General features: G+C 71.4%; 23 protein-coding genes. 19 read left to right on the forward strand and 4 right to left on the reverse strand.

Features of this window, described 5'->3' with window-relative positions; all coding sequences use genetic code 11:
- The first annotated feature begins 38 nt into the window (after positions 1–38).
- The 7 genes from OIE40_RS04840 (at position 39) to OIE40_RS04870 (ending at position 8,543) form a co-directional block, all read left to right on the forward strand.
- On the forward strand, positions 39–1,202 hold the full coding sequence (locus tag OIE40_RS04840) for an NAD(P)/FAD-dependent oxidoreductase (protein ID WP_264700537.1): 1,164 nt from the start codon (positions 39–41) through the stop codon (positions 1,200–1,202).
- Positions 1,203–1,234: 32 nt separating this feature from the next.
- Complete coding sequence (gene mutM / locus OIE40_RS04845; RefSeq protein ID WP_264700539.1) at positions 1,235–2,137, forward strand: bifunctional DNA-formamidopyrimidine glycosylase/DNA-(apurinic or apyrimidinic site) lyase; 903 nt, start codon at positions 1,235–1,237, stop codon at positions 2,135–2,137.
- Positions 2,134–2,694, forward strand: coding sequence for a GtrA family protein (locus tag OIE40_RS04850; RefSeq protein WP_264700541.1), 561 nt, complete (start codon positions 2,134–2,136; stop codon positions 2,692–2,694). The genes mutM and OIE40_RS04850 overlap by 4 nt, the downstream gene beginning before the upstream one ends.
- A 3-nt stretch (positions 2,695–2,697) precedes the next feature.
- On the forward strand, positions 2,698–6,255 hold the full coding sequence (gene smc / locus OIE40_RS04855; protein ID WP_264700542.1) for a chromosome segregation protein SMC: 3,558 nt from the start codon (positions 2,698–2,700) through the stop codon (positions 6,253–6,255).
- Positions 6,256–6,382: 127 nt separating this feature from the next.
- A complete protein-coding gene (locus OIE40_RS04860) occupies positions 6,383–6,622 on the forward strand; it encodes a hypothetical protein (RefSeq protein ID WP_264700544.1) in 240 nt (79 codons plus the stop codon).
- A gap of 95 nt (positions 6,623–6,717) precedes the next feature.
- On the forward strand, positions 6,718–7,851 hold the full coding sequence (gene ftsY, locus OIE40_RS04865; protein ID WP_264700545.1) for a signal recognition particle-docking protein FtsY: 1,134 nt from the start codon (positions 6,718–6,720) through the stop codon (positions 7,849–7,851).
- Between the two features lie 143 nt (positions 7,852–7,994).
- Positions 7,995–8,543: a dihydrofolate reductase family protein gene (locus OIE40_RS04870; protein ID WP_264700547.1), complete on the forward strand. Its 549-nt coding sequence runs from the start codon at positions 7,995–7,997 to the stop codon at positions 8,541–8,543.
- Between the two features lie 9 nt (positions 8,544–8,552).
- On the opposite strand, the gene OIE40_RS04875 is transcribed toward OIE40_RS04870, so the two are convergent.
- Complete coding sequence (locus OIE40_RS04875) at positions 8,553–9,146, reverse strand: hypothetical protein (protein ID WP_264700548.1); 594 nt, start codon at positions 9,144–9,146, stop codon at positions 8,553–8,555.
- 99 nt (positions 9,147–9,245) lie between these two features.
- Here OIE40_RS04875 and ffh point away from each other — a divergent pair, with 99 nt between their 5' ends.
- The gene (gene ffh, locus OIE40_RS04880; protein WP_264700550.1) at positions 9,246–10,841 is read left to right on the forward strand and encodes a signal recognition particle protein; all 1,596 of its coding nucleotides are present in this window, start codon (positions 9,246–9,248) and stop codon (positions 10,839–10,841) included.
- 119 nt (positions 10,842–10,960) lie between these two features.
- Here the strand turns inward: ffh and OIE40_RS04885 are convergent, their stop codons facing one another.
- The gene (locus OIE40_RS04885) at positions 10,961–11,656 is read right to left on the reverse strand and encodes a GNAT family N-acetyltransferase (protein ID WP_264700552.1); all 696 of its coding nucleotides are present in this window, start codon (positions 11,654–11,656) and stop codon (positions 10,961–10,963) included.
- Between the two features lie 144 nt (positions 11,657–11,800).
- On the opposite strand from OIE40_RS04885, the gene OIE40_RS04890 reads away from it, so the two are divergent.
- The gene (locus OIE40_RS04890) at positions 11,801–13,003 is read left to right on the forward strand and encodes an amidohydrolase family protein (RefSeq protein WP_264700553.1); all 1,203 of its coding nucleotides are present in this window, start codon (positions 11,801–11,803) and stop codon (positions 13,001–13,003) included.
- 41 nt (positions 13,004–13,044) lie between these two features.
- A complete protein-coding gene (locus OIE40_RS04895; RefSeq protein ID WP_264700554.1) occupies positions 13,045–14,142 on the forward strand; it encodes a DNA glycosylase AlkZ-like family protein in 1,098 nt (365 codons plus the stop codon).
- Positions 14,143–14,435: 293 nt separating this feature from the next.
- Here the strand turns inward: OIE40_RS04895 and OIE40_RS04900 are convergent, their stop codons facing one another.
- Positions 14,436–17,231 (reverse strand): TIR domain-containing protein, encoded by a 2,796-nt coding sequence (locus OIE40_RS04900; RefSeq protein ID WP_264700556.1) that lies wholly within the window; start codon positions 17,229–17,231, stop codon positions 14,436–14,438.
- A gap of 425 nt (positions 17,232–17,656) precedes the next feature.
- Between OIE40_RS04900 and rpsP the strand changes: the two genes are divergently transcribed.
- The 4 genes from rpsP (at position 17,657) to trmD (ending at position 19,628) form a co-directional block, all read left to right on the forward strand.
- Positions 17,657–18,085, forward strand: coding sequence for a 30S ribosomal protein S16 (gene rpsP / locus OIE40_RS04905; protein WP_264700557.1), 429 nt, complete (start codon positions 17,657–17,659; stop codon positions 18,083–18,085).
- Positions 18,085–18,342, forward strand: a complete 258-nt coding sequence (locus tag OIE40_RS04910; protein WP_264700559.1) for an RNA-binding protein — start codon at positions 18,085–18,087, stop codon at positions 18,340–18,342. Before rpsP ends, OIE40_RS04910 begins: the two co-directional genes overlap by 1 nt.
- 63 nt (positions 18,343–18,405) lie before the next feature.
- Positions 18,406–18,921 (forward strand): ribosome maturation factor RimM, encoded by a 516-nt coding sequence (rimM, locus tag OIE40_RS04915; protein ID WP_264700561.1) that lies wholly within the window; start codon positions 18,406–18,408, stop codon positions 18,919–18,921.
- Positions 18,918–19,628: a tRNA (guanosine(37)-N1)-methyltransferase TrmD gene (gene trmD, locus OIE40_RS04920; protein ID WP_264700563.1), complete on the forward strand. Its 711-nt coding sequence runs from the start codon at positions 18,918–18,920 to the stop codon at positions 19,626–19,628. The genes rimM and trmD overlap by 4 nt, the downstream gene beginning before the upstream one ends.
- A gap of 146 nt (positions 19,629–19,774) precedes the next feature.
- On the opposite strand, the gene OIE40_RS04925 is transcribed toward trmD, so the two are convergent.
- Complete coding sequence (locus OIE40_RS04925; RefSeq protein ID WP_264700565.1) at positions 19,775–20,242, reverse strand: helix-turn-helix transcriptional regulator; 468 nt, start codon at positions 20,240–20,242, stop codon at positions 19,775–19,777.
- An 80-nt stretch (positions 20,243–20,322) separates the two neighbouring features.
- Between OIE40_RS04925 and OIE40_RS04930 the strand changes: the two genes are divergently transcribed.
- The 5 genes from OIE40_RS04930 (at position 20,323) to OIE40_RS04950 (ending at position 26,858) form a co-directional block, all read left to right on the forward strand.
- On the forward strand, positions 20,323–20,874 hold the full coding sequence (locus OIE40_RS04930) for a hypothetical protein (protein ID WP_264700566.1): 552 nt from the start codon (positions 20,323–20,325) through the stop codon (positions 20,872–20,874).
- Positions 20,875–21,103: 229 nt separating this feature from the next.
- Positions 21,104–22,861, forward strand: coding sequence for a siderophore-interacting protein (locus OIE40_RS04935; RefSeq protein ID WP_264700568.1), 1,758 nt, complete (start codon positions 21,104–21,106; stop codon positions 22,859–22,861).
- Positions 22,862–23,075: 214 nt separating this feature from the next.
- Positions 23,076–25,127 (forward strand): APC family permease, encoded by a 2,052-nt coding sequence (locus OIE40_RS04940; RefSeq protein ID WP_413774464.1) that lies wholly within the window; start codon positions 23,076–23,078, stop codon positions 25,125–25,127.
- Positions 25,128–25,244: 117 nt separating this feature from the next.
- Positions 25,245–26,072 carry a polysaccharide deacetylase family protein gene (locus OIE40_RS04945; RefSeq protein WP_264700572.1) on the forward strand — a complete coding sequence of 276 codons (828 nt, stop codon included), beginning with the start codon at positions 25,245–25,247 and terminating at the stop codon, positions 26,070–26,072.
- A 120-nt stretch (positions 26,073–26,192) separates the two neighbouring features.
- Positions 26,193–26,858 (forward strand): succinate dehydrogenase cytochrome b subunit, encoded by a 666-nt coding sequence (locus OIE40_RS04950; RefSeq protein ID WP_264700573.1) that lies wholly within the window; start codon positions 26,193–26,195, stop codon positions 26,856–26,858.
- Positions 26,859–26,868: the final 10 nt, after the last annotated feature.

A 26,868-nucleotide genomic window follows, 5' to 3' on the forward strand; every position in this document is an offset into this window, starting at 1 on the left:
CCCTGTTGTGCCGCCCGGAGGCGGTACAGGATGGGGTGATGGACAGCATCGTCATCCTGGGCGGCGGACTGACCGCCGCCAACGCCGTCGAGACCCTGCGTGAGGAGGGTTTCGACGGGCCGGTCACCGTGGTGGCGGCAGAGCCGCTGCTGCCCTACGAACGGCCGCCGCTCTCCAAGGACGTGCTGCAGGGCGCAGCCGAGTTCGAGGTACTGCACGACGCCCATTGGTACGCCGAACGCGAGGTGCGGGTGCTCACCGGCATCGAGGCGTCCGGGCTCGACCTGGAGGGGCGGGTGGTCGGCCTGGTCGGCGGCGACGAGCTGCACTACGACCGGCTGTTGATCGCCACCGGCGCCGAACCGCGGCTGCCGGACCTGCCAGGGATCGACCGGGTCCGGGTGCTGCGCACCCGCGCCGACGAGCAACTGCTGCGTTCCGGCCTCACCGAGGGAACCCGGCTGGCGATCATCGGCGGCGGTTGGATCGGCCTCGAGGTGGCGGCCTCCGCACGCCAGGCCGGGGTGGACGTCACCGTGCTGGTCCGCGGCGAGGCGCCGCTGGCCGGCGTGCTGGGGCCGCGCCTGGCCGGTCACCTTGCCGACCTGCACCGCGGGCACGGTGTCGAGGTGCGCACCGGCGTCCAGACCCTGGCCGTGACCGGCACCGGGGTGGCCACCTCACAGGGCGAGATCGGTGCCGACGTGGTGCTGGCCGCGACCGGGGTGCGGCCGAACACCGCGCTCGCGGAGACATCCGGGCTGGCGGTGGACGACGGCATCGTCACCGACGCGGCGCTGCGCACCTCCGACCCCCACGTGTGGGCGGCCGGGGACGTCGCCCTGGCGCTGAACACGGCGCTGGGACCGCTGCGAATCGAGCACTGGGACAACGCCATCCGGCAGGGCAAGCTGGCCGCCCGGTCGATGCTCGGCCAGGACGTCGGCTACGACTGGCAGCCGTACTTCTTCACCGACCAGTTCGAGTTCTCGATGGAGTACGTCGGCCACTCCTCGCCGGCCGACACCGTGGAGCTGCGCGGCGACGTCGAGGGCAACGAGTTCATCGCGTACTGGCTGGGCGGCGCCGACGGGCGCACCGTGACGGCCGGCATGAACGTCGGCATCTGGGACGTCAACGACACCCTGCGGGACCTGATCGGCAGCAGCGTCAACCCGGCCGAGCTGACCGACCTGCGCTGAGCGCCCGCTTCGGGTGGTGACAGAATCACCGGGTGCCCGAGCTGCCCGAAGTCGAGACCGTCCGCGCCGGTCTGGCCGCCATCGTGACCGGACGCCGGATCGAGCAGGTCACCGTGCTGCACGCCAGGCCGGTGCGCCGGCACGTCGGTGGGCCGGGCGACTTCGCCGCCGCCCTGGCCGGGCGCACCTTCGACGATCCGCGCCGGCGCGGTAAGTACCTGTGGCTGCCCTTCACCGACGGCGACGCCCTGCTCGCCCACCTCGGCATGAGCGGCCAGTTCCGGCTGGACGCCGCCGACGCCCCGTTGCTGCCCAACACTCGCGTGCTGTTCGACCTGGCGCCGCCACCGGTTGGCCCTCTCGACACCACGGTGGCGCCGTCACTCAACCAGCTCCGCTTCGTCGACCAACGGATGTTCGGCGGGCTGTCGCTCAGTCCGGGGGGCGCCGACCTGCCCGCCGAACTGGCCCACATCGGCCGCGACCTGTTCGACCCGGACTTCGACACCGCCTCGGTGGTGGCGAGGATCCGTCGCAAGCGCTCCGGCATCAAACGGGTGCTGCTCGACCAGACGGTTACCTCCGGCATCGGGAACATCTATGCCGACGAGGCGCTGTGGCGGGTGAAACTGCACTACGACACCGCCGCGGACTCGCTGCGCCCCGCCCGCATCCGTGAACTCCTGGACGCCGCCCGCACCGTCATGGCCGAGGCGCTGGCCCAGGGCGGCACCTCGTTCGACTCCCTCTACGTCAACGTCAACGGATCGTCGGGCTACTTCGGCCGGGCGCTCGCCGTCTACGGCCGGGAGGGCCTGCCCTGCCTGCGGTGCGGGCGTGCAATCGTGCGGGAGGCGTTCATGAACCGTTCGTCGTTCCGCTGCCCGTCGTGCCAGCGGCGTCCGCGCGCCGCGACCTATAGGGTGCCTGGGTGACCACCGCCGGCCCCTTCTACCGCCGCTACGCCCACGTCGGCCGGCAGTTCCTCAAGTTCGGCCTGGTGGGTGGCGCCGGTGTCGTGGTCAACATGGTGGTCGCCATCATCATGAACAAGGCCAACGGCGGCACCGTCAACGCCCAGAACATCCTGTTCAGCATTCCCGGCACCCCCTACAACGTCCGGTTCACGGTGTTGGTGTGGGTCGTCGGCTTCCTGGTCGCCAACCTGTTCAACTTCGAGTTGAACCGGCGCTGGACGTTCAAGGCGGGAAACGCGGCACCGTGGTTGAAGGAGTTCCTGCCCTTCCTCGCCGTCGGCAGCGCCGCGGCCCTGGTCGGAATCTTCATCAAGGTCGGCTTCACCAATCCCACCTCGCCGATCTACCTGCCGTACCCGTGGTTCCACGAGGACACCGGCCTGCAGTCACGCGAGTACTGGGCGCAGTTGCTCACCATCGTCATCACCACGCCGATCAACTTCCTGGTCAACAAGCTGTGGACGTTCCGTTTCGTCCGTAACCGTCACGCGGACTCTGTCGACACCATCGGGTAGCCCATGCATCTGAAGTCCCTCACCCTGCGCGGTTTCAAGTCGTTCGCCTCCACCACCAGCCTCGCCTTCGAGCCCGGCATCACCTGCGTCGTCGGCCCCAACGGCTCCGGCAAGTCGAACGTGGTGGACGCCCTGAGCTGGGTGATGGGCGAGCAGGGGGCCAAGTCGCTGCGCGGCGGGAAGATGGAGGACGTCATCTTCGCCGGCACGTCCGGACGCGCACCGCTGGGCCGGGCCGAAGTGACCCTGACCATCGACAACACCGACGGCGCCCTGCCGATCGACTACACCGAGGTCACGATCAGCCGCACCATGTTCCGCTCCGGCGGCTCGGAGTACGCGATCAACGGCCACACCGCCCGCTTGCTCGACGTGCAGGATCTGCTGTCCGATTCCGGCATCGGACGCGAGATGCACGTCATCGTCGGACAGGGCCAGCTCGACTCGATCCTGCAGGCCACCCCCGAGATCCGCCGCGGCTTCATCGAGGAGGCGGCCGGCGTCCTGAAGCACCGCAAGCGCAAGGAGAAGGCGCTGCGCAAGCTGGAGGCGACCGCCACCAACCTCAACCGGCTGGGCGACCTGCTGGCCGAGATCCGTCGCCAGCTCAAGCCGCTCGGACGCCAGGCCGAGGTGGCCCGCAAGGCGGCGGTCATTCAGGCCGAGGTCCGCGACTCGCGGGCCAGGCTGATCGCCGACGACTACCTGCAGGCCAGCCTCGCCCTGGAATCCGACCTCGCGGCCGAGGCCGAGGTGAAATCGCGCCGGCGCTCGCTCGAGGCCGACCTGGACGCCGCCCGCGCCGCCGAGGCTCGGGCCGAGGCCGCCAGCCGCGAATCGCTACCGCGGCTGAACGCCGCCCAGGAGACCTGGTACGGCCTGGCGGCATTGCGGGAGCGGCTGGCGTCGACGGTGACGATCGCCGGCGAGCGGGTCCGCAACGCCGAGGCCGCCGGCGACGGCGACCGCCCCGGCCGCGATCCGGAGCTGATCGAACGCGAGGCCGCCGAGATGCGCGCCGCCGAGGAGAAGCTCAACGTCGAGGTCGGCCGGGCGGCCGAGGCGCTGGCCGAGGCGACCGCGGCCATGCAGTCCGCCGAGGCCGCCCACGACCGGGCCGAGAAGACGTTCGCCGCGCAGCAACGCGCGATCGCCGACCGCCGCGAGGGTCTGGCCCGGCTCACCGGCGAGGTGAACACGCTGCGCAGCCGCACCGAGGCGGCCGGCGCCGAGATCGAGCGACTCGTCGCCGCCCGCGACGACGCCCTGGGCCGCTCCGCGGAGGCCACCCACCGGTTCGCCAGCCTGGAGACCCGCCTGGCCGGGGTCAGCGAGGGCGAGTCCGGCCTGGACGACGCGTACGAGGCCGCCGCCCAACAGGTCGAGCAGCTCGAGGAGGCGATCGCGCAGGTGCGGGCAGTCGAGGCTGCGGCGCAGACCGAACGGGCCTCATTGGCGGCCCGACTGGACGCCCTGTCGCTGGGTCTCGAACGCAAGGACGCCTCCGCGGCGCTGCTCGCCGCGGGCGAGGCCGTCGGTGGACTGCTGGGGTCGGTGGCGACCCTGATCGGCGTCCGGCCCGGCTACGAAACCGCGATCTCGGCCGCGCTGGGCTCGGCCGCCGACGCGGTCGCGGTCACCGGCCTGGACGCGGCGATGACCGCCTTCGGGCACCTCAAGGCCGAGGACCTGGGCCGGGCCGGACTGCTGCTGGGTGGTTCGGCCGAACCGAACGAGTCGCCCTGGCCGCCCTTGCCCGACTCGGCGAACTGGGCCGTCGACGTGGTCGACTGCGACGAGGGCGTCCGGCCGGCGATGGTGCGGCTGCTGCGCAAGGTCGCCGTCGTGGACGACCTGCCCGGGGCGCGGAGCCTGGTCGCCCAACTGCCCGACGTGACGGCGGTGACCCGCGAGGGAGACGTGCTGAGTCAGTGGTTCGCGTCGGGTGGTTCGGGCGCCAAGCCGTCGCTGATCGAGGTACAGGCCGCGGTCGACGAGACGAAGGCGCGGCTGGGCACGGCCCAGGCCGACCTCGAGCGGGCCAGGTTCGCGCTCGCCCAGCGCGAGGGCGAACTGGTCGAGGTCCGCGAACAGGCGGACGCCGCCCTGGCCAGGCTGCACGAGTCGGACGCCCAGCACGCCGCGCTCGCCGAGGAACTGGCCGCACTCAGCCAGACCGCCCGCGCGGCGCAGGCCGAGGCGCAGCGGTTGGAGGCGTCCACCGAAGCTGCGCAGGCGACGCGTGAACAGAACCGGGTCGCGCTGGCCGAGTTGGAGGCCCGGCTGGAGCTGGCGTCGGTGCAGACCGAGGTCACCGAGGCCGACCCGGCCGAGCGCGATCGTCTCGGCGACCTGGCCCGGCTGGCCCGCGGAGCCGAGATGGAGGCGCGGCTGGCGCTGCGCACCACCGAGGAGCGGGCCCGCGCGGTTGCCGGACGGGCGGAGTCGCTGACCAGGGCCGCGGCCGCCGAGCGGCAGGCGCGGCAGCGGGCGGCGGCCCGTCGCGAGCAGCTGCGCCGCGAGGCCGCCGACGCCCGCGCGGTTGGGGCAGCGGCGACGTGGCTGTTGGGCCGCGTCGAGGCGTCCCAGGAACTGGCGCAGGCGGAACGATCCGCCGCCGAAGCGGCCAGGCTGGCCGCCGAGGGCGCCCTGACCGACGCCCGGCGCCTGGGAAGGGAGCTGGCCAAGCAGTTCGAGGAGCTGGTCGATCACGCCCACCGCGACGAGCTGGCCCGCGCCGAGCAGCGGTTGCGGCTGGAGGCGCTGGCCGAGCGGGCGATGGTCGAACTGGGACTCGACGTCGAGGTACTGGTGGCCGAGTACGGACCGGACCAGCTCATCCCGGTGCTCACCGCCGAGGACGGTTCGGCGCTCGGCCCCGACGACGAACAGCCGGCACCGGTGCCGTTCGTGCGCGCCGAGCAGGAGAAGCGGCTGCGGGCCGCCGAGCGCAACCTCGGCGTCCTGGGCAAGGTGAACCCCCTCGCGCTGGAGGAGTTCGACGCGATGCAGGAGCGGCACGCCTTCCTCGCCGAGCAACTCGACGACCTGCGCAAGACCCGTGACGACCTGGCCGGCATCATCGACGACGTGGACGCCCGGGTGCAGGAGGTGTTCGCGGCCGCCTACGCCGACGTCGAGCAGGCGTTCGAGCAGTCCTTCTCGCGGCTGTTCCCCGGCGGTGAGGGTCGCCTGGTGCTGACCGAACCGGGGCAGTGGCTGACCACGGGGGTCGACGTCGAGGCACGCCCGGCGGGCAAGAAGGTGAAGCGGCTGTCGCTGCTGTCGGGCGGCGAGCGGTCGCTGGTCGCCGTGGCCTTCCTGGTGGCGCTCTTCAAGGCGAGGCCGAGCCCGTTCTACATCCTCGACGAGGTGGAAGCGGCGCTCGACGACACCAACCTGGGCCGGCTGCTGGAGATCTACGAGGAGCTGCGGGAGAACTCGCAGCTGCTGGTGATCACCCACCAGAAGCGCACCATGGAGATCGCCGACGCCCTCTACGGGGTGACCATGCGCGCCGACGGGGTGTCGGCGGTCATCTCCCAGCGGCTCCGGGACTGACCCCCGTCATCCCGGCGAACGCCGGGACCTCGTGCCGGCGCGGGCGGACGCGGTGGCTCACCCTGCGTCGTGGCGTCCGGCGCCCCGAAGCGGGTGAGGCATACTGGAGTGGCTCTAGGAGGTACCCGTGGCAGTCGCCCTACTCGTGATGGTGGTCATTCTCGCCATCGCCATCGGCATCGTCGCGATCGTGGCGATGGGCATGCAGGGCGCCGGCCGTGACAGGGTGCCCGAGTTGGCCAATGTGATGGCCGAGACCGCGCGGCATCTCAACGGCGACGCCGAGCCGCCGCAGGGCCTTGTGGAGTTCTTCGAGGAGCTGCCCGACCCGCGTCGCAGCGCGTCCTCGGCCAAGTCCGCGGAGTAACGCCGAGCGAGGCCGGTGGCCGCCGAGCGGCTCGGCCACGGATCACCGGAGCGGCCCGCGAAAACGCCCGGTCGGATCGCCCCTAGCATGAGGGCGTGGATCTGCTTCAGCTTCTGATCATCGGTGTACTGGGCTTCGCGATCGTCGTCGCGGGCACCATCTTCCTGGCCAGGCGGCGCATGCTGCCCCCCTCGGAGCCGCGCCGGCAGTTGCCCGAGGAGCCGGCGCCGTCGGAGCCGGCCGGCGAACCGGCGGCCGACCAGCCCGCGGCGTCCGCACCGGCGACGCCCACGCTGGAGCGTCCCGAGGCACCGACCACCCGGATGGCTCGGCTGCGTCGTCGGCTGGCCGGCAGCAACAACCCGCTGGCGCGTGGGCTGTTGTCGATCCTTTCGTCGGACCGGCTGGACGCCGAGGTCTGGGACGACTTCGAGGCCACCCTGATCACCTCCGACCTGGGCGTCGGTCCCACCCAGGAGCTCGTGGACGCGCTGCGCAGCGAACTGGCGATCGAAGGGGTGGGGGACGCGGGCCGCGCCCGTGACGTGCTGCGCCGGGAACTGCTGCAGCTGGTCAACCCCGACTTCGACCGCACCCTTGCCGTCGACGGCGCCGACGGCAAGCCGGGGGTCGTGCTGGTGGTGGGTGTGAACGGCACCGGCAAGACCACCACCATCGGCAAGCTGGCCCGGGTTCTGGTCGCCGAGGGAAAGTCCGTCGTGCTGGGTGCCGCCGACACGTTCCGTGCCGCCGCGGCCGACCAGCTGCAGACGTGGGGCGACCGGGTCGGCGTGCCCACCGTCCGCGGCCCCGAGGGCGGAGACCCAGCCGCCGTGGCGTACCAGGCCGTGCAACGCGGCCTCGACGAGGGCGCCGACGTCGTGGTCGTCGACACCGCCGGACGCCTGCACACCAAGACCGGGCTGATGGACGAGCTCGGCAAGATCAAGCGGGTCATCGAGAAGCTGGCCCCGGTCACCGAGGTGCTGCTGCTGATCGACGCCACCACCGGCCAGAACGGGCTGATCCAGGCCCGCGTGTTCGCCGAGGTGGTGCAGATCACCGGCATCGTGCTGTCCAAGCTGGACGGCTCGGCCAAGGGCGGCATCGTCGTCCAGGTGCAGCGCGAGCTCGGCGTCCCGGTGAAACTGATCGGCCTCGGTGAGGGTGTCGACGACCTGGTGCCGTTCGACGCCGCCGAGTTCGTGGACGCGCTGCTCACCGACTGAGCCCGCTCCATCCCCGTCCGTCGGCGCTCGGGCCGACGGTTCGCTGCGGTCGACCTGGTGTACCGGCGTGGTCTGGGCCGCCGGGGTGTGCCGAAGCGCCGCGCCGCGCGCCACGATCGGCACCAAGCGACGAAGGACGCCCCATGAGACTGGTCATCACCCAGAACATGACCGCCGACGGTGCGGTCGAGATGCTCGACGGCTGGTTCGACCCGAGCGTCTCCGACGAGGAGCTGGCTGCGGAGCAGCGCAGGCAGGACGAGACCTGCGATGCCGTCCTGCTGGGCAGGCAGACGTTCGAGGATTTCCGGGGCTACTGGCCCGATCAGGTGGGCAGCGACACCACCGGCGTCGCGGAGCAGCTGAACCGGGTGGCGAAGTTCGTGGTCTCCAGCACCCTGGCCGATCCGCAGTGGCGCAACAGCACCGTGCTCGCCGGCGACCCCGTCGAGGAGGTCGGCCGGGTGAAACAGTTGTCCGGCAACGACGTGGTGCTCACGGGCAGCATCTCCCTGGCGCACCTGGTGATCGCCCAGGGGCTGGTCGACGAGTTCCGGATGTTCGTGTACCCGGCCGTGCAGGGTCGTGGCCGGCGCTTCTTCCCGGAGGGCTATGCGGCGTCGCTGGAACTGATTGACTGCCGCCGGTTCAGCTGCGGGGTGACCTACGTGGCGTATCGGCCCGTCGGCTGACCGGGCCGCTCACCTGCGTCGCAGCAGCAGCCACGCGATGAAGGCCGGGACCAGGACCATCAGCAGTTGGCCGACGACGTAGCCGAACAGGTAGGCCGCGTCCGCGCGTGAGGGACCGTTTCCGTTGGCGGTGGCGGCGAGTGCCGCGAGGGCCATGATCCCTGCGATGGCGGCGAAGATGGTGCCCAGCACGATCTTCCAGACGGGCCGGCCCGGTGGCGTCCGGGGTGCGCCGTAGGGGGCGACCGGGCCGTACGGTGACGGGGGCTGCTGACCGTAGTGGACGCCGTCCCCGGTCGGCCCGGCGAGGCCGGCGGGTTCAGGCCGGCCGTACGGGTCGTGAACTGCGTTCGGGGTCTGGCCGTAGCCGTCCTGCCCGTAGGGCGCCTGGCCGGACGGTGCCTGGCCATAGACGTTCTGCCCGTACGGGCCCTGGCCGGACGGTGCCTGCCCATACGGTGCCTGCCCGTACGGTGCCTGGTAGGTGGCCGGCGGCTGGGCCCCGGCGTCCGGTTGGCCCGGGTCGCCCGGAGCGTCCCAGGCTCCCCGGCCGGAGCCGTCGTGCGGCGGCTGGCCCGGGGCCGGCGGGTACTGCTGCGACATGTTTCCTCCTGCTCGGTCAGGCGCCAGTGTAGGCAGTCCGACGTCCCCGATCACGGCCGGTAGGATGTCCCGGGTACCCCGAGTGCGTGAGGAATTTCGTTGTTCGACACCCTGCAAGACCGCCTCTCCGAGGTCTTCAAGAACCTGCGTGGCAAGAGCAGGCTCTCCGAGGCCGACATCGACGCGACCGCACGTGAGATCCGGTTGGCGCTGCTCGAGGCCGACGTCAACCTCGGCGTGGTCAAGGAGTTCATCGCCAACCTGAAGGCGCGCGCCCTGGGCGCCGACATTCACAAGGCGCTCAACCCCAGCCAGCAGATCGTCAAGATCGTCAACGAGGAACTGATCGAGATCCTCGGCGGCGAGGCGAGGACGCTGCGCTTCGCCAAGCGCCCCCCGACGGTGATCATGCTGGCCGGCCTGCAGGGTTCCGGCAAGACGACGCTGGCCGGCAAGCTCGGCCTGTGGCTCAAGGGCCAGGGCCACTCGCCGTTGCTGGTGGCCGCCGACCTGCAGCGTCCCAACGCGGTGAACCAGTTGCAGGTCGTGGGGGAGCGCGCCGGCGTCCACGTCTACGCGCCCGAGCCGGGCAACGGTGTCGGTGACCCGGTGCAGGTGGCCCGGACCTCGATCCTGCACGCCATGAGCAAGCTGTACGACGTGGTGATCGTCGACACCGCCGGCCGGCTGGGCATCGACTCCGAACTGATGCAGCAGGCCGCCGACATCCGCGGGGCGGTCAACCCCAACGAGGTGCTGTTCGTGGTCGACGCCATGATCGGCCAGGACGCCGTCAACACGGCCCAGGCGTTCGCCGACGGCGTCGGCTTCGACGGCGTGGTGCTGACCAAGCTCGACGGCGACGCCCGCGGCGGTGCCGCGCTGTCCATCGCCAAGGTGATCGGCAAGCCGATCATGTTCGCCTCCAACGGCGAGGGCCTGAAGGACTTCGACGCCTTCCACCCCGACCGGATGGCTTCCCGCATCCTCGGCATGGGCGATGTGCTGACCCTGATCGAGCAGGCCGAGAAGACCTTCGACGCCGAGCAGACCGCCAAGGCGGCCGAGAAGCTGCTCGGGGGTCGCGGCGAGTTCGGCCTGGACGACTTCCTGCAGCAGATGCAGGCGGTACGCCGGATGGGCCCGCTGTCCAAGATCCTCGGCATGATGCCCGGGATGGGCGGCATGAAGGACCAGATCAACAACATCGACGAACGCGAGATCGATCGGCTCGAGGCGATCATCAAGTCGATGACGCCGGCCGAACGGGCCAACCCCAAGATCCTGGACGGCTCCCGCCGCAGCCGCATCGCCAAGGGATCGGGCACCACCGTCACCGACGTGAACTCCCTGGTCAACCGCTTCTTCGAGGCGCGCAAGATGATGCAGCAGCTGGGCGGGCAGATGGGTGGCGGCATGCCGGGCATGCCCGGCCTGCCCGGCCCGCGCCGGCAACCCGCCCGCCCCGCGAAGGCCAAGGGACGCGGCAAGGGCGTCTCGGGCAACCCGGCCAAGCGGGCCGCCGGCCCGGCCGCGGCGCCCGCCGCCCAGCAGCAGGAGTGGAACCCGGCGGACGCCTTCGGTGTCGGTGCGGGCAAGCAGTCCGATGCCGATCTGGCCAAGGCGCTCGGCGACTTCCAGCTTCCGCCCGACCTACAGAAGATGTTCGACCAGAAGAACCAGGGTCCGCGCTGAGAAGGTGGACCGCAAGAACCGTCCCCTCGGCCCTGCGGACCGGGGGGACGGTTCTTTTCGGTCCGCTTCCGGACCGGCGGGACGGTTCTCGCCGTCCCTGGACAGCGCCTCGACCGCTCTCAGTCGGTTGCGAAGACGCGGACCGCAACCTGGACGCCCGCGCGGGTGAAGCCGAGCCGGCGGGCCAGTCTCGCCGACGCTGCGTTGCCGGCGCGGGAGCGCCACTGCGCGAGCCTGCCGGACGCGATCGCCTCGGCCACCGCCCGCGCGGCCGCGGCGTCGGCGAACCCCCGTCCCCGCGACGCCGGCGCGGCCAGGACGCCGAGGTGGGCCAGGTCTCCCCATTCGGCGTACCCCGCAGCGGCCGCCGCCCGGCCGTCGTCGTCCACCGCGACCCATAGCTCGGGCATCGACTCCAACCCGCTCTCGGTCCAGTCGTCCTCGGAGCAGGCTGCCCGGAGCTCGTCGAGCTCGGCCGCGGTGGCCGGGTGGGTCGGCTGCTGCAGCGTGGGCGCGGTCGCCGTCTGGTTCCACGAGCCGTTGAACCACAGGTCGGCGGTGCCGATCGGCTCGCAGCCGACCTCTGCCAGAGCCGAGGCCAATGCGTCGGCGTCGACCGGCACCGCAGGTTCCAGCACCCGCAACTCCTGAGCAAGCCCGGGCGGGCAGACCGCCACCCACGCCTCGCCGAGGGCGACGACCACCACACTGTCCAGGCCTTCGCGCTCGCGCACCGTGACCGCGTCGCCGGCGAAGTCCTCCGCCGGCACCCGCAAACGCTGCGCCCACGCGGCGGCGACGCGTGCCCGATCCATGCCCTCACCCTACGGACCGGCCGCCGCCCGAAACACGCTTGGTCGGGCACCGTCTTCTTCACCCGAGGCGGCCCAGGTGTCGCAGGCGGGACGGATCGCCCGGCACCGCCCGGATGGACCGTTGGCGAGTGCCATGATCGACTCATGACCCACAGCCACAGCCACGACATGCCCCCCGGCCTCGGGCCGCTGACGTCGCTGACCCACACCCACGACGGGCACACCCACACCCACGTGCGGGCCGAAGTGCCGGCCGGGCCGCCGCAGCGGCTGCACCTCGCCGGCGTGATCCTGCCCGAGGGTGAGCACCGCGACCTGTGGCTGCACGACGGGGTGATCAGCTTCGAGCCGGTCGCCGACGCGATCACCATCGCCACCGACGGCTGGATCATGCCGGGGCTGGTGGACGCCCACTGTCACGTGGGCCTCGAATCGCACGGGGCGGTGAGCGAAGAGCGTGCCGAGCAGCATGCGATCACCGACCGCGAGGTTGGCACCCTGCTCATCCGCGACGCCGGTTCCCCACTCGATACCCGCTTCCTGCAGGATCGTGAGGACCTGCCCACGATCATCCGGGCCGGACGCCACATCGCCCGCCCCAAGCGCTACTCGCGGAACTTCGCCGAGGAGGTGGAGCCCGACGAGCTGGTGGACGAGGTGGTCACCCAGGCCGAACGTGGGGACGGCTGGGTCAAGATCGTGGGCGACTGGATCGACCGGGACGCCGGCGACCTGACTCCGCTGTGGCCGGTCGACGTGGCGAAGGCGGCCATCGAGGCGGCCCACGAGCACGGCGCCCGGGTCACCGCGCACTGCTTCGACGAGCGCTCGGTGAGTGAACTGGTGGAGGCCGGCATCGACGGCATCGAGCACGGCACGGGGCTCGACGACGAGACCATCGCGGCCATGGCCGAGAACGGCACCTCGCTGGTGCCGACCATGGTCAACCTGGAGAACTTCCCGACGTTCGCGGCCGCCGGTGAGGCCAAGTTCCCGCGCTACGCCGCCCACATCATGGCGCTGTACGAGCGACGGTTCGAGACGATGGGCAAGGCGGTGGACGCAGGCGTCCCGGTCTTCGCCGGCACCGACGCGGGCGGCGTCCACGGGCACGGGCTGATCGCCGGCGAGATCGAACTGCTCGCCAAGGTGGGGGGCAACGACTTCGCCCTGGGCGCTGCGTCCTGGAACGCGCGTCGCTGGCTGGGTCACCCGGGCATCGAGGAGGGCGCGCCGGCCGACATCGTGGTCTTCGCCGACGACCCCCGCACGAACATCTCGGTGGTCCGCGAACCGGTGCTGATCATCCTCAACGGTCGCGTCGTGGGCGGTTCGGCGGCGTCCTGACCCGGGTGGCCTGCAATGGAACCGTCCCCTAGCGTCGACGCATGGAACCGCACCGGTTGAGCCGGACCGACGCGCGCCGGATCGCCGTCCGCGCGCAGTTGCTGGACGCCGAACGCCCGGCCCTGGTGGCCGAGGTCGTCGACGAACTCACCGTGCTCAACATCGACCCCACCAACGCCATCGCCCCCAGCGAGGACCACATCCTGTACAGCCGGCTGGGGGCAGGCTACGAACCGGCACACCTGGTCGAGGCGTTCGAGGACGTCCGGAGCGTCTTCGAATACGACGGCATGTACCGCTCGGCCGCAGACCTGTCGCTGTACCGGGCGATCATGCGGCGTCCACTGAAGTACCAGCAGACGCGCGACTGGATGGCCGCCAACGAGCGGTTCCACCACGACGTGATCGCCCTGATCGCCGAGCGCGGCCCGGTGCCGACCGGTGAGATCCCCGACACCGCGCAGCAGGCCTGGGGTTCGACCGGCTGGACCAACAACCGCAACGTCACGCAGATGCTCGAGATCCTGGTGCGGCTGGGTGAGGTCGCGATCGCCGGCCGCCGGGGCCGCGAACGACTGTGGGAGCTCGCCGAGCGCTGGTACCCGGCCACCGAACAGGTCCCGGACGCCGAGGTGGACGCCCGCCGCAGCGAACGACGGCTGGGAGCGCTCGGGCTCGCCCGCAGCAAACAGACCGAGGTGCCGCTGGAGCGGATGGACGTCGGCGCCGCCGGCGAACCTGCGGTGGTGGAGGGCGTGGACGGCGTCTGGCGGGTCGACCCGGTGGGATTGGCCGAGCTCGGCCGCCCGTTCGAGGGCCGCACCGTGCTGCTGTCGCCGTTCGACCGGCTGGTCTTCGACCGCGCCCGCGCCGAGGCCATCTTCGGCTTCGAGTACGTGCTCGAGATGTACAAGCCGGCAGCCAAGCGACGCTGGGGGTATTTCGCCCTGCCGATCCTGCGCGGCGACGAACTCATCGGGAAGCTGGACGCCAAGGCCGACCGCAAGAAGGGCGTGCTGAACGTGAACGCCGTGCACCGCGACACCGACTGGTCCCGCGCGGCCGAGCACGACGTCCGGGCCGAGATCGTGGCGCTCGCCGACTGGCTGGGGCTTGAGCTCGTCGAACCAGGCGAGTGAGGGCGGCCTGCGTCATCCGGGTCTCGACAGGCCCTACCCGCAACACTCCTCCCCGGCCTGCCCCGAATCTGCGCCGGGTCCCAGGGGCTGGCCTGACGCCACACCACCCCGAGTCCCGGCAGGTCGTTCTCAGCAACGCCCACTGGTTTCGAGAAGGGCGACTGCTTTCATGTCACAACACGAAAGTAGCTTCGGTTCCTGCCAGTAGTCGGCGTTGCAGAGAACGACCGCCTCCTGTTCGCAAGGGCATGATCGGCAGGATCGACCGACGCCAGGCTCGGCCGGCGATCGGGTCAGCGGCAGGACAAGTCCTCCGGCACCGCACCGCCGACCAGGGTGCGCCAGTCGTCGGCGCTGAGGTTCCCGCCCGAGGTGCGGCAGGCGGTGGCGACCAGCGACTCCGGGTCAAGCCGGGTCGACACGGCGCGGCCGGACGCGCTGTCGTCGCCCTTCGCCTCGAACACCATGACCAGCGCGGACGCGTCCGGGCTCAGCGTCACCCCGTGCCGGACGGCCTCCCAACCCGCGGGTAGCGCCACCGTCCCCAGCAGCGTCTCGGCCGCTGCGTCGTACAGTGCGATGCCGAGATCGGTGGGGATGGCCACCAGACCGTCCGCCTCGGACATCGCACCCGTGGTCTGCACGGTGAAGCGGCCCGGCAGCTGCCGCTGCAGAGCCCCGGTGAGTGGGTCGCGGCGTTCGATGGTTCCCGAGTTCTGTCGGACCCACAGCGAACCCCGGGCGAACAGCGTCCGGCTGACGTCCTGACCGGGCTCGGCCAGCGTGAACCGGTCCGCTCCCGTGGCCGCGTCGACCACCCGCACCCCGGTCAGGCCGTCCTGCGGGGTGAACGCGACGCTCGCCAGGTCCTCGCTGATCGCCGCGTCGAACCAGTTCGCCTCTCCCGGCGGAACCGTCACCTCGGCCAGCAGTGCGCCGGTCCGGAGCTCGTAACGCCCGATGTGGCCGTCCGCTCCGACGACCAGCACGGTGTTCTGGTCGCCGGAGACCCGCAGGTTCACGATCCGGTCATCCGGACGCCCGATCGCCCAGCCGACCACGCCGTCGGGCAGACCGGGCAGGACACCGCGCAGGGTGCCCTCGGACGCGCCCGGGGTGACCAGCAGGACCGTCCCGTCCGGCAGCCACACCGGCGGGGCGAACTCCCCGACCAACTCACTCGGGTGGTACTCGGCCAGGAGGAAGCCTGAGCGCCCCGGCACGCCGCCGATGCTGAGCCTGCTCCGCTCGCCGTCGCGCACCGCCATCGTCGTGCCGTCCGGCGACACCGCCACCGTCGGCGACCCGCAGGCCGTGCAGGAGCCGGCCAGGTCGAGCGGCGCCATCGCCGACGACCGGCCGATCGCGTCCGGGTCCCACAGGCTCAGGTCCGAACCGGACGCGGCAACGAGACGAGCGTACCGGCCGAGGAACAGCAGGCCCCCTGCATTGACCTCGGTGGTGCCGACGAAGACCCGGGGCGGGTCGGCCGAGTGGCCGTAACCCGCGGGATCGCTGGTGGCGCGGACCTTGGCCAGGTGGATGCCGGACGCATCGGCGACCGCCAGCAGGGTGCCGTCGTGGTTCAGCGCGGATGCGGTCTCATTGGCCATCGGCACGACCGCGTAGCGCTCCGGTTCATCCTGGTCGGTATGCACGCGCCACACTCGCACCTCACTGGACCCGTTCGTGGCGGTGGCGAAGCGGCCGTCTGCGGAGATCCGGCCGGCAATCGGGCGGGCGCCGTAGAAGATGACGCCCTCGGCCAGCAGGTCGAAGGCTGGAAAGCTCCGGGTCTCGGAGTGGGGACCGGCGAGCAGCACCTGATCGTTCCCGATGAACTGCAGCGTCAGCGTGCTGTTGTTGTCCGCCTCGGCCGGGTCGGGCACGGTGCGTTGGCTGCGGGCCGCCAGGTCGACCAGCGTCACCATCGACGACTCACCGGTACTGGCCACGATGATCCCGGAGCCGGCCGGGTTGACGGCGACCAACTGCGGTTGCTGGCCCTCGGGTAGGGCGACACTGCCGAGCTGGTCGCCGGTCGCGACGTAGACGCCGGTGCCGTCGACGGCGGCCACGATCGTGCCGTCGTCACTGATCCCGACCTGGCGGATTCTCTGCGGCATCGTGAACCGGGCGATCGGTGCGGCGGCGGCGACGTCCCAGCTGAACACCTGTCCGTCGGCAAGCCCGACCGCGACGAACCGCCCGCTGCCGGATGACTCGACGCTGGTGATCGCGGCCGGGAAGGTCAGGAACCGGCGCAGCGCCGGGCTCGCCAGGCCGGCCCTGAGCAGCGCGGCCCTGGTCTCCGCCGTCGGGTCGGTGCGGTAGGCCTGAGCGGCCAGCAGCTGGGCGCGGCGCAGGTCCCGGCTGAGCAGCGAATCCGACGTGGCGCCCAGTTGTCTCGCCAGCAACGCGTTCGCCTGTCGCAGCACTTCGTTGCGTTGGGCGATGGCCAGGACGCTCGCCACGATCGCGGCGATCAGCAGCAGCGACAGGGTCCCGATGGCCGCCCGGGCCAGCCGCCAGCTGCGCTTGTGCTGGGCGACGTCCTCACCCAGCAGCTCGTCGCGGGGGATGCCGCGGATCGCCGAGGCCAGGTCGGCGACCTTTTCCTTGAACCGCGGGTCGGACGGCCCCGACGACCCCGGCGCGTCGAACCAGCTCAGGTCCGTCCACCGCGGCTCCTCCCGGAACGCGCCGCGCAGCGGAGCGGGCACGCAGTCGGTGGCCGCGGAGAAGTCGTTGCGGACGCGGTCCCAGCCCAGCGTCCCCTCGTCGTGCACCAGCAGGATGCCGGCGGCGTCCTTGTGCCGCAGCCACCATCCGATCTCGTTGGCGACGTACTCGGAGCGCGCCGCGGCGGGGGAGAGCAGCACCACCAGCCAGCGCGCCTCACGCAGGCCCTCTTCGATCGTGGACCACAGCCCGGGGTTGGCCGACATCGACGAGTCGTCGCGGAACACCCGTACGGTCCGCAGCCGGTACCACGGCTTGGCGAAGGTCTGGATCGCGGTTTGCAGCTTCTGCGCCTCCAGGGTGGACGCCGAACGCGCGTAGGAGATGAAGGCGTCCCACTGCGCCATCGCCGACCTCCCCCCGATGGGCTGGCGGCAGGATAGCCGAGGGGTTGCGGCCGCGGGTATGGCGTGGACGGCTGGTGGCCGACCGTGCCCGCCCCCCGCCCTCCCAACCACCGAGCGCTCGCGAAGGTTGGCGAGCGCTCAGTAGTTGGGCGAGCGCGGAGGACCGGCGCCGCCCCAGGTGACGAGATAGCGTCGGTGGGCGGGCGTCGGAGACTGCTCCGCGCAGTGCGCCCAGCCGCCCGGTTCGCGGATTGCGGGCCCGTTCTGGCACAATGTCAGGCGCGTCGTCCGCGTCCGGTGCCCTCTCAACGCCGGTCCGTGCGATTCACCCGAGGCCCGTGCCCATTCCCCACAGTGGGGGCTGGCTTCACCCGTCCAGCCTGGCAGTCGTTGCCCAGGCTTTCCCACAGGAGAACTCCACACACGTGGCTACCAAGATTCGTCTGAAGCGGCTCGGCAAGATCCGCTCCCCGCACTACCGCATCGTCGTCATGGACTCGCGCACCAAGCGCGACGGCCGGGCGATCGAGGAGATCGGCCTCTACCAGCCGAAGAGCGACCCGTCGGTCATCCAGATCAACTCCGAGCGGGCCCAGTACTGGCTCGGTGTCGGCGCCCAGCCCACCGAGGCCGTCGTCGCCATCCTGAAGCGCTCCGGCGACTGGCAGAAGTTCACCGGCGACGCCTCGCCGGAGGGCATCGACCCGCAGCCCGAGAAGGCCGACAAGGTCGCCCGGTTCAACGCCGCGCTGGCCGAGGCCGACGATCAGCCCTCGACGGCCGCGATCAGCACCGGCAAGAAGAAGGCCGCCGAGGCTGACGAGGCCGAGGCCGAGACCACCGACGAGGCCTGATGATCGCCGACGCGTTGGAGCACCTGGTCCGCGGACTGGTGTCCAACCCCGACGACGTCCGGGTCTCCGACTCCGACCGGCGCCGGCCGCGGACCCTCGAGGTCCGCGTCCACCCCGAGGACATCGGCAAGGTGATCGGTCGCCAGGGCCGCACGGCCAGCGCTCTGCGCACCGTCGTCGGCGCCCTCGCCGGGCGTGAGACGATCCGCGTCGATTTCGTCGACGTCGACCGGCGCCAGCGTTCCCGCCGCCGCTGAACCATCGATCGATCGGACGCCCCTGAGCTCGCTCGGGGGCGTCCGGCATTCCAGGAGGACGTCATGAGCGACAGCGTCGAGGTGCTGGTCGGCACCATCGGTCGCCCCCACGGCCTGCGCGGCGACCTGACGGTCCGGTTGTCCAGTGACTACCCCGACGAGCGCTTCGCGCCCGGCGCGACCCTGAACACGGGCGAAGCGGGCGGCGCGAGCCTCGAGGTGGTCGCGAGTCACTGGCAGGGAGACGTCCTGCTGGTCAGTTTTCGTGGCTACACCGACCGGTCCCGGGCCGAGACGCTGCGCGGCACCGAGTTGTGGGCGAGCGTCGAGCCCGGCGAGGACGCCGAGGGCGACTTCCACGACGCCGCGCTGGTCGGGTTGGCGGTGCGGGTCGGCGGCGCCGACGTTGGCCGGATAGCCTCGATCGTGCACAACCCGGCGCAGGACCTGCTCACCGTGCGGACGCCGTCCGGCGACTTCCTGGTGCCGTTCGTGTCGGCCCTGGTGCCGGTGGTCGATCTGGCCGGCGGCTTCGTCGAGGTGGTCGACCTGCCCGGACTGTTCGAGGAGACCCCATGAAGCTCGACGTCGTCACCATCTTTCCCGAGTACTTCGCGCCACTGCAGCTGTCGCTGGTCGGCAAGGCGATCAACAAGGGCCTGCTCGACATCGCGGTGCACGACCTGCGGCGCTGGACGCACGACCGGCACCGCACCGTCGACGACACCCCCTACGGTGGGGGCCCCGGCATGGTGATGAAGCCCGAGCCGTGGGGTGAGGCCCTGGATGAACTGCTCGCCCAGCCCGAGGTCGAGCACGACCAGCCGGTGCTGATCGTGCCCACGCCGTCCGGGACGCCGTTCAACCAGGCCATCGCCGCCGAGTGGGCCGCCGAGCGTCGGCTGATCTTCGCCTGCGGACGCTACGAGGGCATCGACGCCCGCGTCGTCGAGCATGCGGCGTCGCGGATGCGCACCGCCGAGGTCAGCCTCGGTGACTACGTGCTCAACGGCGGCGAGGTGGCTGCCCTGGCGATCATCGAGGCTGTGGTGAGGCTGCTGCCCGGCGTCATCGGCAACCCCGAGTCGCTGATCGAGGAGTCGCACGCGCCCGGCCAGGACAACTTGCTGGAGTACCCGGTCTACACCAAGCCGGAGACCTGGCGCGGGCTGGACGTCCCCGACGTACTGCTGTCCGGGCATCACGCGCAGGTGGCGACCTGGCGCCGGGAGCGCGCCGTCGAGCGGACCCGCGAGCGGCGTCCCGACCTGCTGCCGGACGCCTGACGATCACGGCGGACCGTGGGAAAGGTTCCGGCGGTCCAGAGGTGGACTGTGGGGACGGTTCCCTCGGTCCGGGCGCGGACCGGGAGAACCGTCCCCTCGGTCCGGATGACGCTCAGGCGGCCAGCCCGAGGCGTACACCTTCGGGGTCACCCCGAATAGCGACGGAACGCCAGGATGAACCCGTTCGCGCTGGTGAAACCGACCTGTTGGGCGACCACCGACACCTTGCCGTCACGAGCCAGCAGCTCCACCGAGGCGTTGATCCGGGCCCGCGTCCGCCACTCCGAGAAGGTCAGCCCGGTCTCGGCCAGGAAGGCGCGGCGCAGGCTGGTCGGGCTCGTGTAGAACGTCTCCGCCCACTGGGTGACGGTGCGCGGGTCGTCCGGCGACGCCAGCAGCACCCCGGCCACGGCGTGCGGCACGGTACTGGTCGGGATCGGCAGCGGGACCTGTCCGGCGTCGCCGACCAGCTCGTCGAACAGCTCCCGGCCGGCCTCGGCGTCGTCCAGCCGCTCCCGGAGGTGCGCGAGCAGCATCCGTCGCCGTCGCTCGGTGATCACCACCTCGGTGCACTGGGTTTCGGGCAGCGAGAACCGGGACGCCTCGAACAGCACCGGCGCCAGTAGGCGGTCGGCGTCGAAGGCGCGACGCTGGCGCTCAGGTGGTGCGCACGTCCCTCGGCCCAGACCACCGCATGACCCAGCGGCGCGTACACGAGCAGGCGCTCGGCGTGCACGTGCGGCTCGGGCCCCCACGCCCCGAACTCGGCGTCGAGGTCGGTGCTGCGCTGTTCGTGACCGCGGCCCTGGTGTACCTGATCGGCACCCGCTCCGGCGTCGCCGGTGGTGCTGGCCATCGTGCTGTTCGACCTGACCCGACGCTCGGCCTGGTGCTGGCGGGCGCGGCGGTGGCCGCCTGCCTGGCCTCGGTGACGACGCTGCTGGTGACCGGCCGCTCGTCGGTGCTGGCCGAGGTGTTGCCCTTCCTGCTGGTCGGCCTGCTCGCCGCGTTGCCGCTCGCCCGCAGCGTGAACATCGTCGGGCTCGGTGAGGACGCCGCCGCCGGGCTCGGCCTGCGGGTCGGCCGCACCCAGTTGGCCGCCAGGGCGGCGCCGTCGCCGTCGCCGTCGGCCATGGCCTGCACGGCGCGACCCAGGATCCACGGCACGGACAGGAAGGCGAGCTGGCGCACGAACGCCGACCCGATCGAGGCCAGCAGATCGGCGCGGGCACCGCTCAGGCAGTAGCGCAGCAGGGCGGGACCGGTGGCCGGTGGGGGAGAGCTCACCGCGGCAACGCTAGGTGCGTGCCGATGGCGCCGGTCCAAGCCGGACGCCGAGGCGTCGAAGCCAGCGCCCGCTCGGCGTCCGGTCGGTCCCGCCGCATGCCGGAGGGTCTCAGCGTCGAGGCGGTGACTGAAACCGGCTGGTCGATGGGTTGGACTGTCCGCGCGGCGTCCGCTCTAGGGTCGAGGTCGTGCCGAGAACCCGACGACAGCTGCTCACCTTCCCGATCAACGTCCGTGCCCTGACGGTGTCGAACGTGGTCGACGTCACCCCGGGTCTGCGCCGGATCACCCTGACCGGCGACCAACTGGGGGCCTTCACCACTGCCGACGGGATCGCCGTCCCCGCGCTGCGCAACGAGGGCTTCGACGACCACGTGAAGATCATCGTGCCCGACCTGGGCGAGTCCGAGATCAGGCCGCCGCGGCAGGTGGAAGGGCACCTGGACTGGTCGGGCAGTTCGGCGGGCAAGGACTACACCCCGCGCCGCTGGGACCCCGACGCCGGCGAGCTCGACCTGGAGTTCGTCCGGCACGGCACCGGTCCGGCCGCCACCTGGGTCGAGCGGGTGCGGCCCGGCGATTCGGCCTGGATCGCCGGGCCGAAGGCGTCCGCGCTGCTGCCCGACGACGTCGACTGGCTACTCATCGGCGGCGACGAAACGGCCCTGCCGGCCATCGGCCGACTGATCGACGACCTGCCCCCCGACGCTCGAGCGCAGGTGTTCGTCGAGGTCGCCGACGCCGCGCACGAGGTGCCCATGCCCGGCCTGGCCTGCCATCCCGGCGTGCAGCTCACCTGGGTGCACCGCGGCGCCGCCGAACCCGGCACCAGCGACGTGCTCGAACAGGCGATCCGGGCCGCGCAGTGGTGGCAGGGTCGGCCGTACTGCTGGGTCGCCGGCGAGGCTCTCACCCTGAAGCCCATCCGCGCGCACCTCAAGTACGACCGCGAGGTACCCCCGGACTGCCTGGAGGTGGTGGGTTACTGGCGGCGCCGGCCGGTGCTGGTCGACGAGACGACGGGCACCGAGACCGTGGCTCCCGACGACACCCGTGCCCGGTTGCACGCCCTGCTCGAAACCACGGCCCCGGCCGCGGTGCGTGCGGCGGTCACCCTCGGCGTGATCCAGCGGCTGGACGCCGGTTCCGCCACCGCCGCCGCCCTCGCCGCCGACCTCGGCCTGCAGCCGGCGGCGACCACCGCGCTGCTGCGGTACCTGGCGGCGATCGAGGTGCTGCGGCTCGACGGGGACGACTACGCGCTGGCCGAGCTGGGACTCGAACTGGCCGACGACGACGATCTCGAACGCAAACTGGGCCTCGGCGGGCCAGGCGCACTGGTCGAACTGACCGCGCCCGCCCTGGTCGAGCATCTGCGCACCGGCGCCGTCACCGGCGCCGGCGATGCCCTGGCCGCGCTGCCCGCGCTGGCCCAGGGACTGCGCGATCTGCGCGGCGACGAGGCGACCTGGTATGCGCCGTCGATCGTGCAGCACTGGAACTGGGCGGGCCACGCGGCCGTCACCGTCACCGGGGCCGGGGCGCCCGAGACCGCCGGCTCGCTCCTGGACGTCCACCCCGGGTTGTCCGTTACGGTCTCGATCGCCCCGCCCGAGCAGCTGACCAGCTCGGCGTTGCTCGCCGTCCAGGCCCTCGACCAGCTGCCCGACGATGCCGCGGCCGAACGGCTGGCCGGACTCGCGGCCCGGGCTGCGGACGCCGGCGCCGAGCTGGTACTGGTCGAACGGACGCTGTACGTCGACGAACTGCACGACCACGACGCCGAACTCGACCTCAAGCTGCGGGTCGCGTTCGGATCGGGCGTCCGCACCGTCGGCGAGTGGCGGGCGCTCTTCGAGGCGGCCGGGGTCCGGCCCGGGGCCGAGGTCGACCTGGGCTGGGATCTGCGGCTGTGGCCGCTGAGCGGTTCGGCGCAGACCAGCTGACGCGTCCTCGACGGCTGGTGCATCCGTAGCGCGAGGGGCTTACCGCGGGGGGTCGCGAGGTCTAGTGTCGAGCCTCGTGAGCCGCGCTCGCGCACCCCGCGACACCCACTTCCGCCGCTGGTTCCTGCAGCAGGACTCCGAGGAGGCGGAGGGATACTACGAGGACGCCCGTGAGGCGGCCGAACGTCACCACGTGCAGCCCTGGTGGCGGGTGATGTGCCTGACCGGCGTCGACTACTTCTCGACCCTGGGCTACCAGCCGGGCATCGCGGCGCTGGCCGCGGGCGCGCTGTCACCGATCGCGACGTTGGTGCTGGTGGGGGTGACCCTGGTCGGTGCGCTGCCGATGTACCGACGGGTGGCCGAGGAGTCGCCGCACGGCGACGGGTCGCTGTCGATGCTGGAGCGGCTGCTCACCTACTGGCCCAGCAAGCTGCTGGTGCTGTGCCTGCTCGGCTTCGTGGCGACCGGTTTCGTGATCACCATGACGCTGTCCGGCGCGGACGCCGCGGCGCACCTGGTCGAGAACCCGCTGCTGGCCGAAGCCCTGCACGGCCAGAACGTGGCCATCACCCTGGGGCTGATCGCCCTGCTGGCAGTGGTGTTCCTGATCGGCTTCTCGGAAGCGATCGGGGTGGCGGTGGTCCTGGTCGTGGCTTATCTCGGGCTCAGCGCCGTGGTGATCGGCAACGGACTCACGGACGTCTTCGGGCACCCGGAGCGGCTCGCCAACTGGTGGGCCGGGCTGCAGAACTCGTTCGGTTCCCCGGTGCTGATGCTGGCCGCGGCCATGCTCGTCTTCCCGGCGTTGGCGCTGGGGCTGTCCGGCTTCGAGACCGGGGTGGTGGTGATGCCGCTGGTCAAGGGCGACCCCGGCGACACCCCCGCCGCGCCGAGAGGACGGATCCGCAACGCCAAGAAGCTGCTGACGTGCGCGGCGGCGATCATGAGCGTGATGCTGCTCGGGTCGGCCACCGTCACCACCCTGCTCATTCCCGCGGCCGAGTTCTGGCCGAGCACGAGCATCACCCGGACCGTGAACACCGCCGACCTCGACGCCGGGCTGGTCACCATGGACATGCCGATGGACGCCCAGGAGCGGCCCGGCATCGTGCTCACCGTGCCGGTGCCGGGCGGCCGCAGCGGCAGCTACACGATCGGCGTGGACGCCGGCGGCGAGACGGTGCAGATGTCGGTGGTCGAGGTGGACGCCGGCAGCGCCACCACGATCATCATGGGCAAGCCCGCCGGCGGCGCGAACGGCAGGGCGTTGGCGTTCCTGGCGCACGAACGGCTCGGTGAGGGCTTCGGCACCGTCTACGACGTGGCGACGATCGGCATCCTGTGGTTCGCCGGCGCGTCGGCGATGGCGGGACTGCTCAACATCGTCCCGCGCTACCTGCCCCGCTACGGGATGGCGCCGGAGTGGGCGCGTTCGACCCGGCCGCTGGTCGTGCTGTTCACCCTGGTGGCGGCGGTGGTCACGATCGTGTTTCAGGCCAGCGTCGACCGGCAGGCGGGGGCGTACGCCACCGGCGTGCTGGCCCTGATGTCGTCGGCGGCGTTCGCGGTCTTCCTGACCGAGGCGCGGCGCCGGCACCGGGGGGCGGCCGTCGGCTTCCTGGTGGTGACGCTGATCTTCGTCTACACCAGCGTGGTCACGATCAGCGAACGGCCCGAGGGGTTGTGGATCGCGGCCATCTTCATCGGCACCATCATCTTCTTCTCGGTATTGTCGCGGATCAGCCGCAGCACCGAGCTGAGAGTCAAACGGGTCATCCTCGAACCGCAGGCAGAGGCGATCTTCGCTCGCTGGGCGGCGGCCCATCCGGGGCCGCTGCGCTTCATCGCCAACAAGCTGGACGCCGGCGACCGGGCCGAGTACGACGAGAAGGACTACGACGTCCGGGCCGCGACGCACCTGGGCGCCAACGACCCGGCCATCTTCCTCGAGGTGGCGGTCGCGGACGCCAGCGAGTTCTCCGGCGACGTGGTGGTCGGTGGCGAGCTCGTCGGCCGGCACGCCGTGCTGCGCGCCAGGGGAGTGGCGGTGCCGAACACGCTGGCGGCGATCATGCTCGAGGTCGCCCGCCAGACTGCGGTACCGCCGCACATCTATTTCGCCTGGTCGGAGCGTGGTCCGGCGGAGAACGCGATGCTGTTCCTGATCGGCGGGGGCGGCGACATCCCCCCGTTGACCCATGAGATCCTCCGGGTCGCCGAACCGGATCCCGCCCGGCGTCCCCTGGTGCACGTCGGCGGTTGAGCCCTCCGGGCCGCCACGTTCGCTCTCCCCGGCCCGGGCCGGCCGATCGGTGGGCGTCCACGTCCCAGCTTCGCGTGTCCGTTCGGCATCCGCCCGAAGGTGGCGTTCACTGGTCCGGTGGCACCCACCCCTTTCCGGCTGTTCCCGGCCCTGCTCGCCTGCACCCTCGCCCTGCTGATCGGGGGCTGCGCCGCCCAGCAACAAAGCGCCGACGGTTCGCCGACGCCCGCACGCACGTCGGTCCCGACCGGCGGCTCGCCCGGCGCCGGTCCGACGTCCACCCGGGCCACCACCACGTCCACGTCCAGCGCCACCGCGCCGGCCCAGGTGGACTGCCGCAAGAAGAAGTGCGTGGCCCTCACCTTCGACGACGGCCCGGGCCCGCTCACCGAGGGCCTGCTGGACACCCTGGTCAAGGAGAACGTGCCGGCAACCTTCTTCCTGGTAGGCAACATGATCAAGCAGCATCCGGGCGTCGCGCGGCGGATCGCCAGTACCCCCGGCATGACGATCGCCGACCACACCGTCAGCCACCCGATGCTGACCAAGCTCGGCGCCGCGGCCGTCAAGCGGGAGATTGTTGGGAACACCAGGTTGATCCGGAACGTCACCGGCGTCAGCCCACGCTTCCTGCGTCCGCCTTACGGCCTGCACCACGCCCGGGTGGACGATGTCGCCCGACGGCAGGGTCAGGCGGTGGTGCTATGGAGCGCGGCGGCCCTCGACTGGCAGTACGACAAGCCGGCCAAGATCGTCTCGGTGACGATGCCGCAGCTCGCCCCCGGGGCGATCGTGCTGGCCCACGACATCCATCCCTGGACGGTGAAGGCGGTGCCCACCCTGATCACGAAGATCCGGGCCAAGGGCTACACGCTGGTCAGCCTCGACGACATCCTGGGCGGCCATCCGAAGGCTGGCCTCACCTATGCCCGAGGGGAGCACTGAGCCCGCGCGAGACCGCGCGTCTCAGTCTGCGTCACTTTCGCAATGCGCCCGACAAGCAGACTCATCGGGAATAGTGTGGTGCCCGTGGCGACGACGACTCTTTCCCCACATGCGCGGGCCGTGCGCTCATCAGTGATCCTCAAGGTCATGATGGCGATCACCGGTCTGATCATGGTCGGGTTCCTGCTGATGCACATGTACGGCAACCTCAAGGTCTTCCTGGGTGCCGAAGCCTTCGATCACTACGCCCATTGGCTCAAGGGCGACATCCTCTATCCGCTGATCCCGTCGGGCTGGTTCATCTGGATCTTCCGCTTCGTGATGCTCGCGGCGATCGTGCTGCACATCTACTCGGCGGCGGTTCTGACCGGCCGCGCGCACCGGGCCCGCGGCACCAAGTACGTGACCTCCAAGCCCCTGCAGCAGACCTACGCCGCGCGCACCATGCGCTGGGGCGGCGTCATCCTGGCCGGCTTCCTGGTCTTCCACCTGCTGCAGTTCACCGCCCAGGTGATCAAGACCGGCTGGAACAGCGGCGCCGGCCCCTACGAGATGTTCGTGGTCTCGTTCGAGCAGTGGTGGCTGGTGCTCGCCTACGCGCTGTGGATGGTGACCGTCTGCATGCACGTCCGGCACGGCTTCTGGAGCGCCTTCGCGACGCTCGGCGCCAACACCTCCGCCACCACCCGCAAGTGGTGGAACATCATCGCCTGGGCGGTCGCCGTCATCCTGTACGTCGGCTTCATGATCGCGCCGGTCGCGGTGCTGATCGGAGGGGTGCGCTGATGGCGACCCC

This window comes from Micropruina sonneratiae (assembly GCF_025972045.1).
In the GTDB taxonomy this organism is placed as follows: Bacteria; Actinomycetota; Actinomycetes; order Propionibacteriales; family Propionibacteriaceae; genus Micropruina; species Micropruina sonneratiae.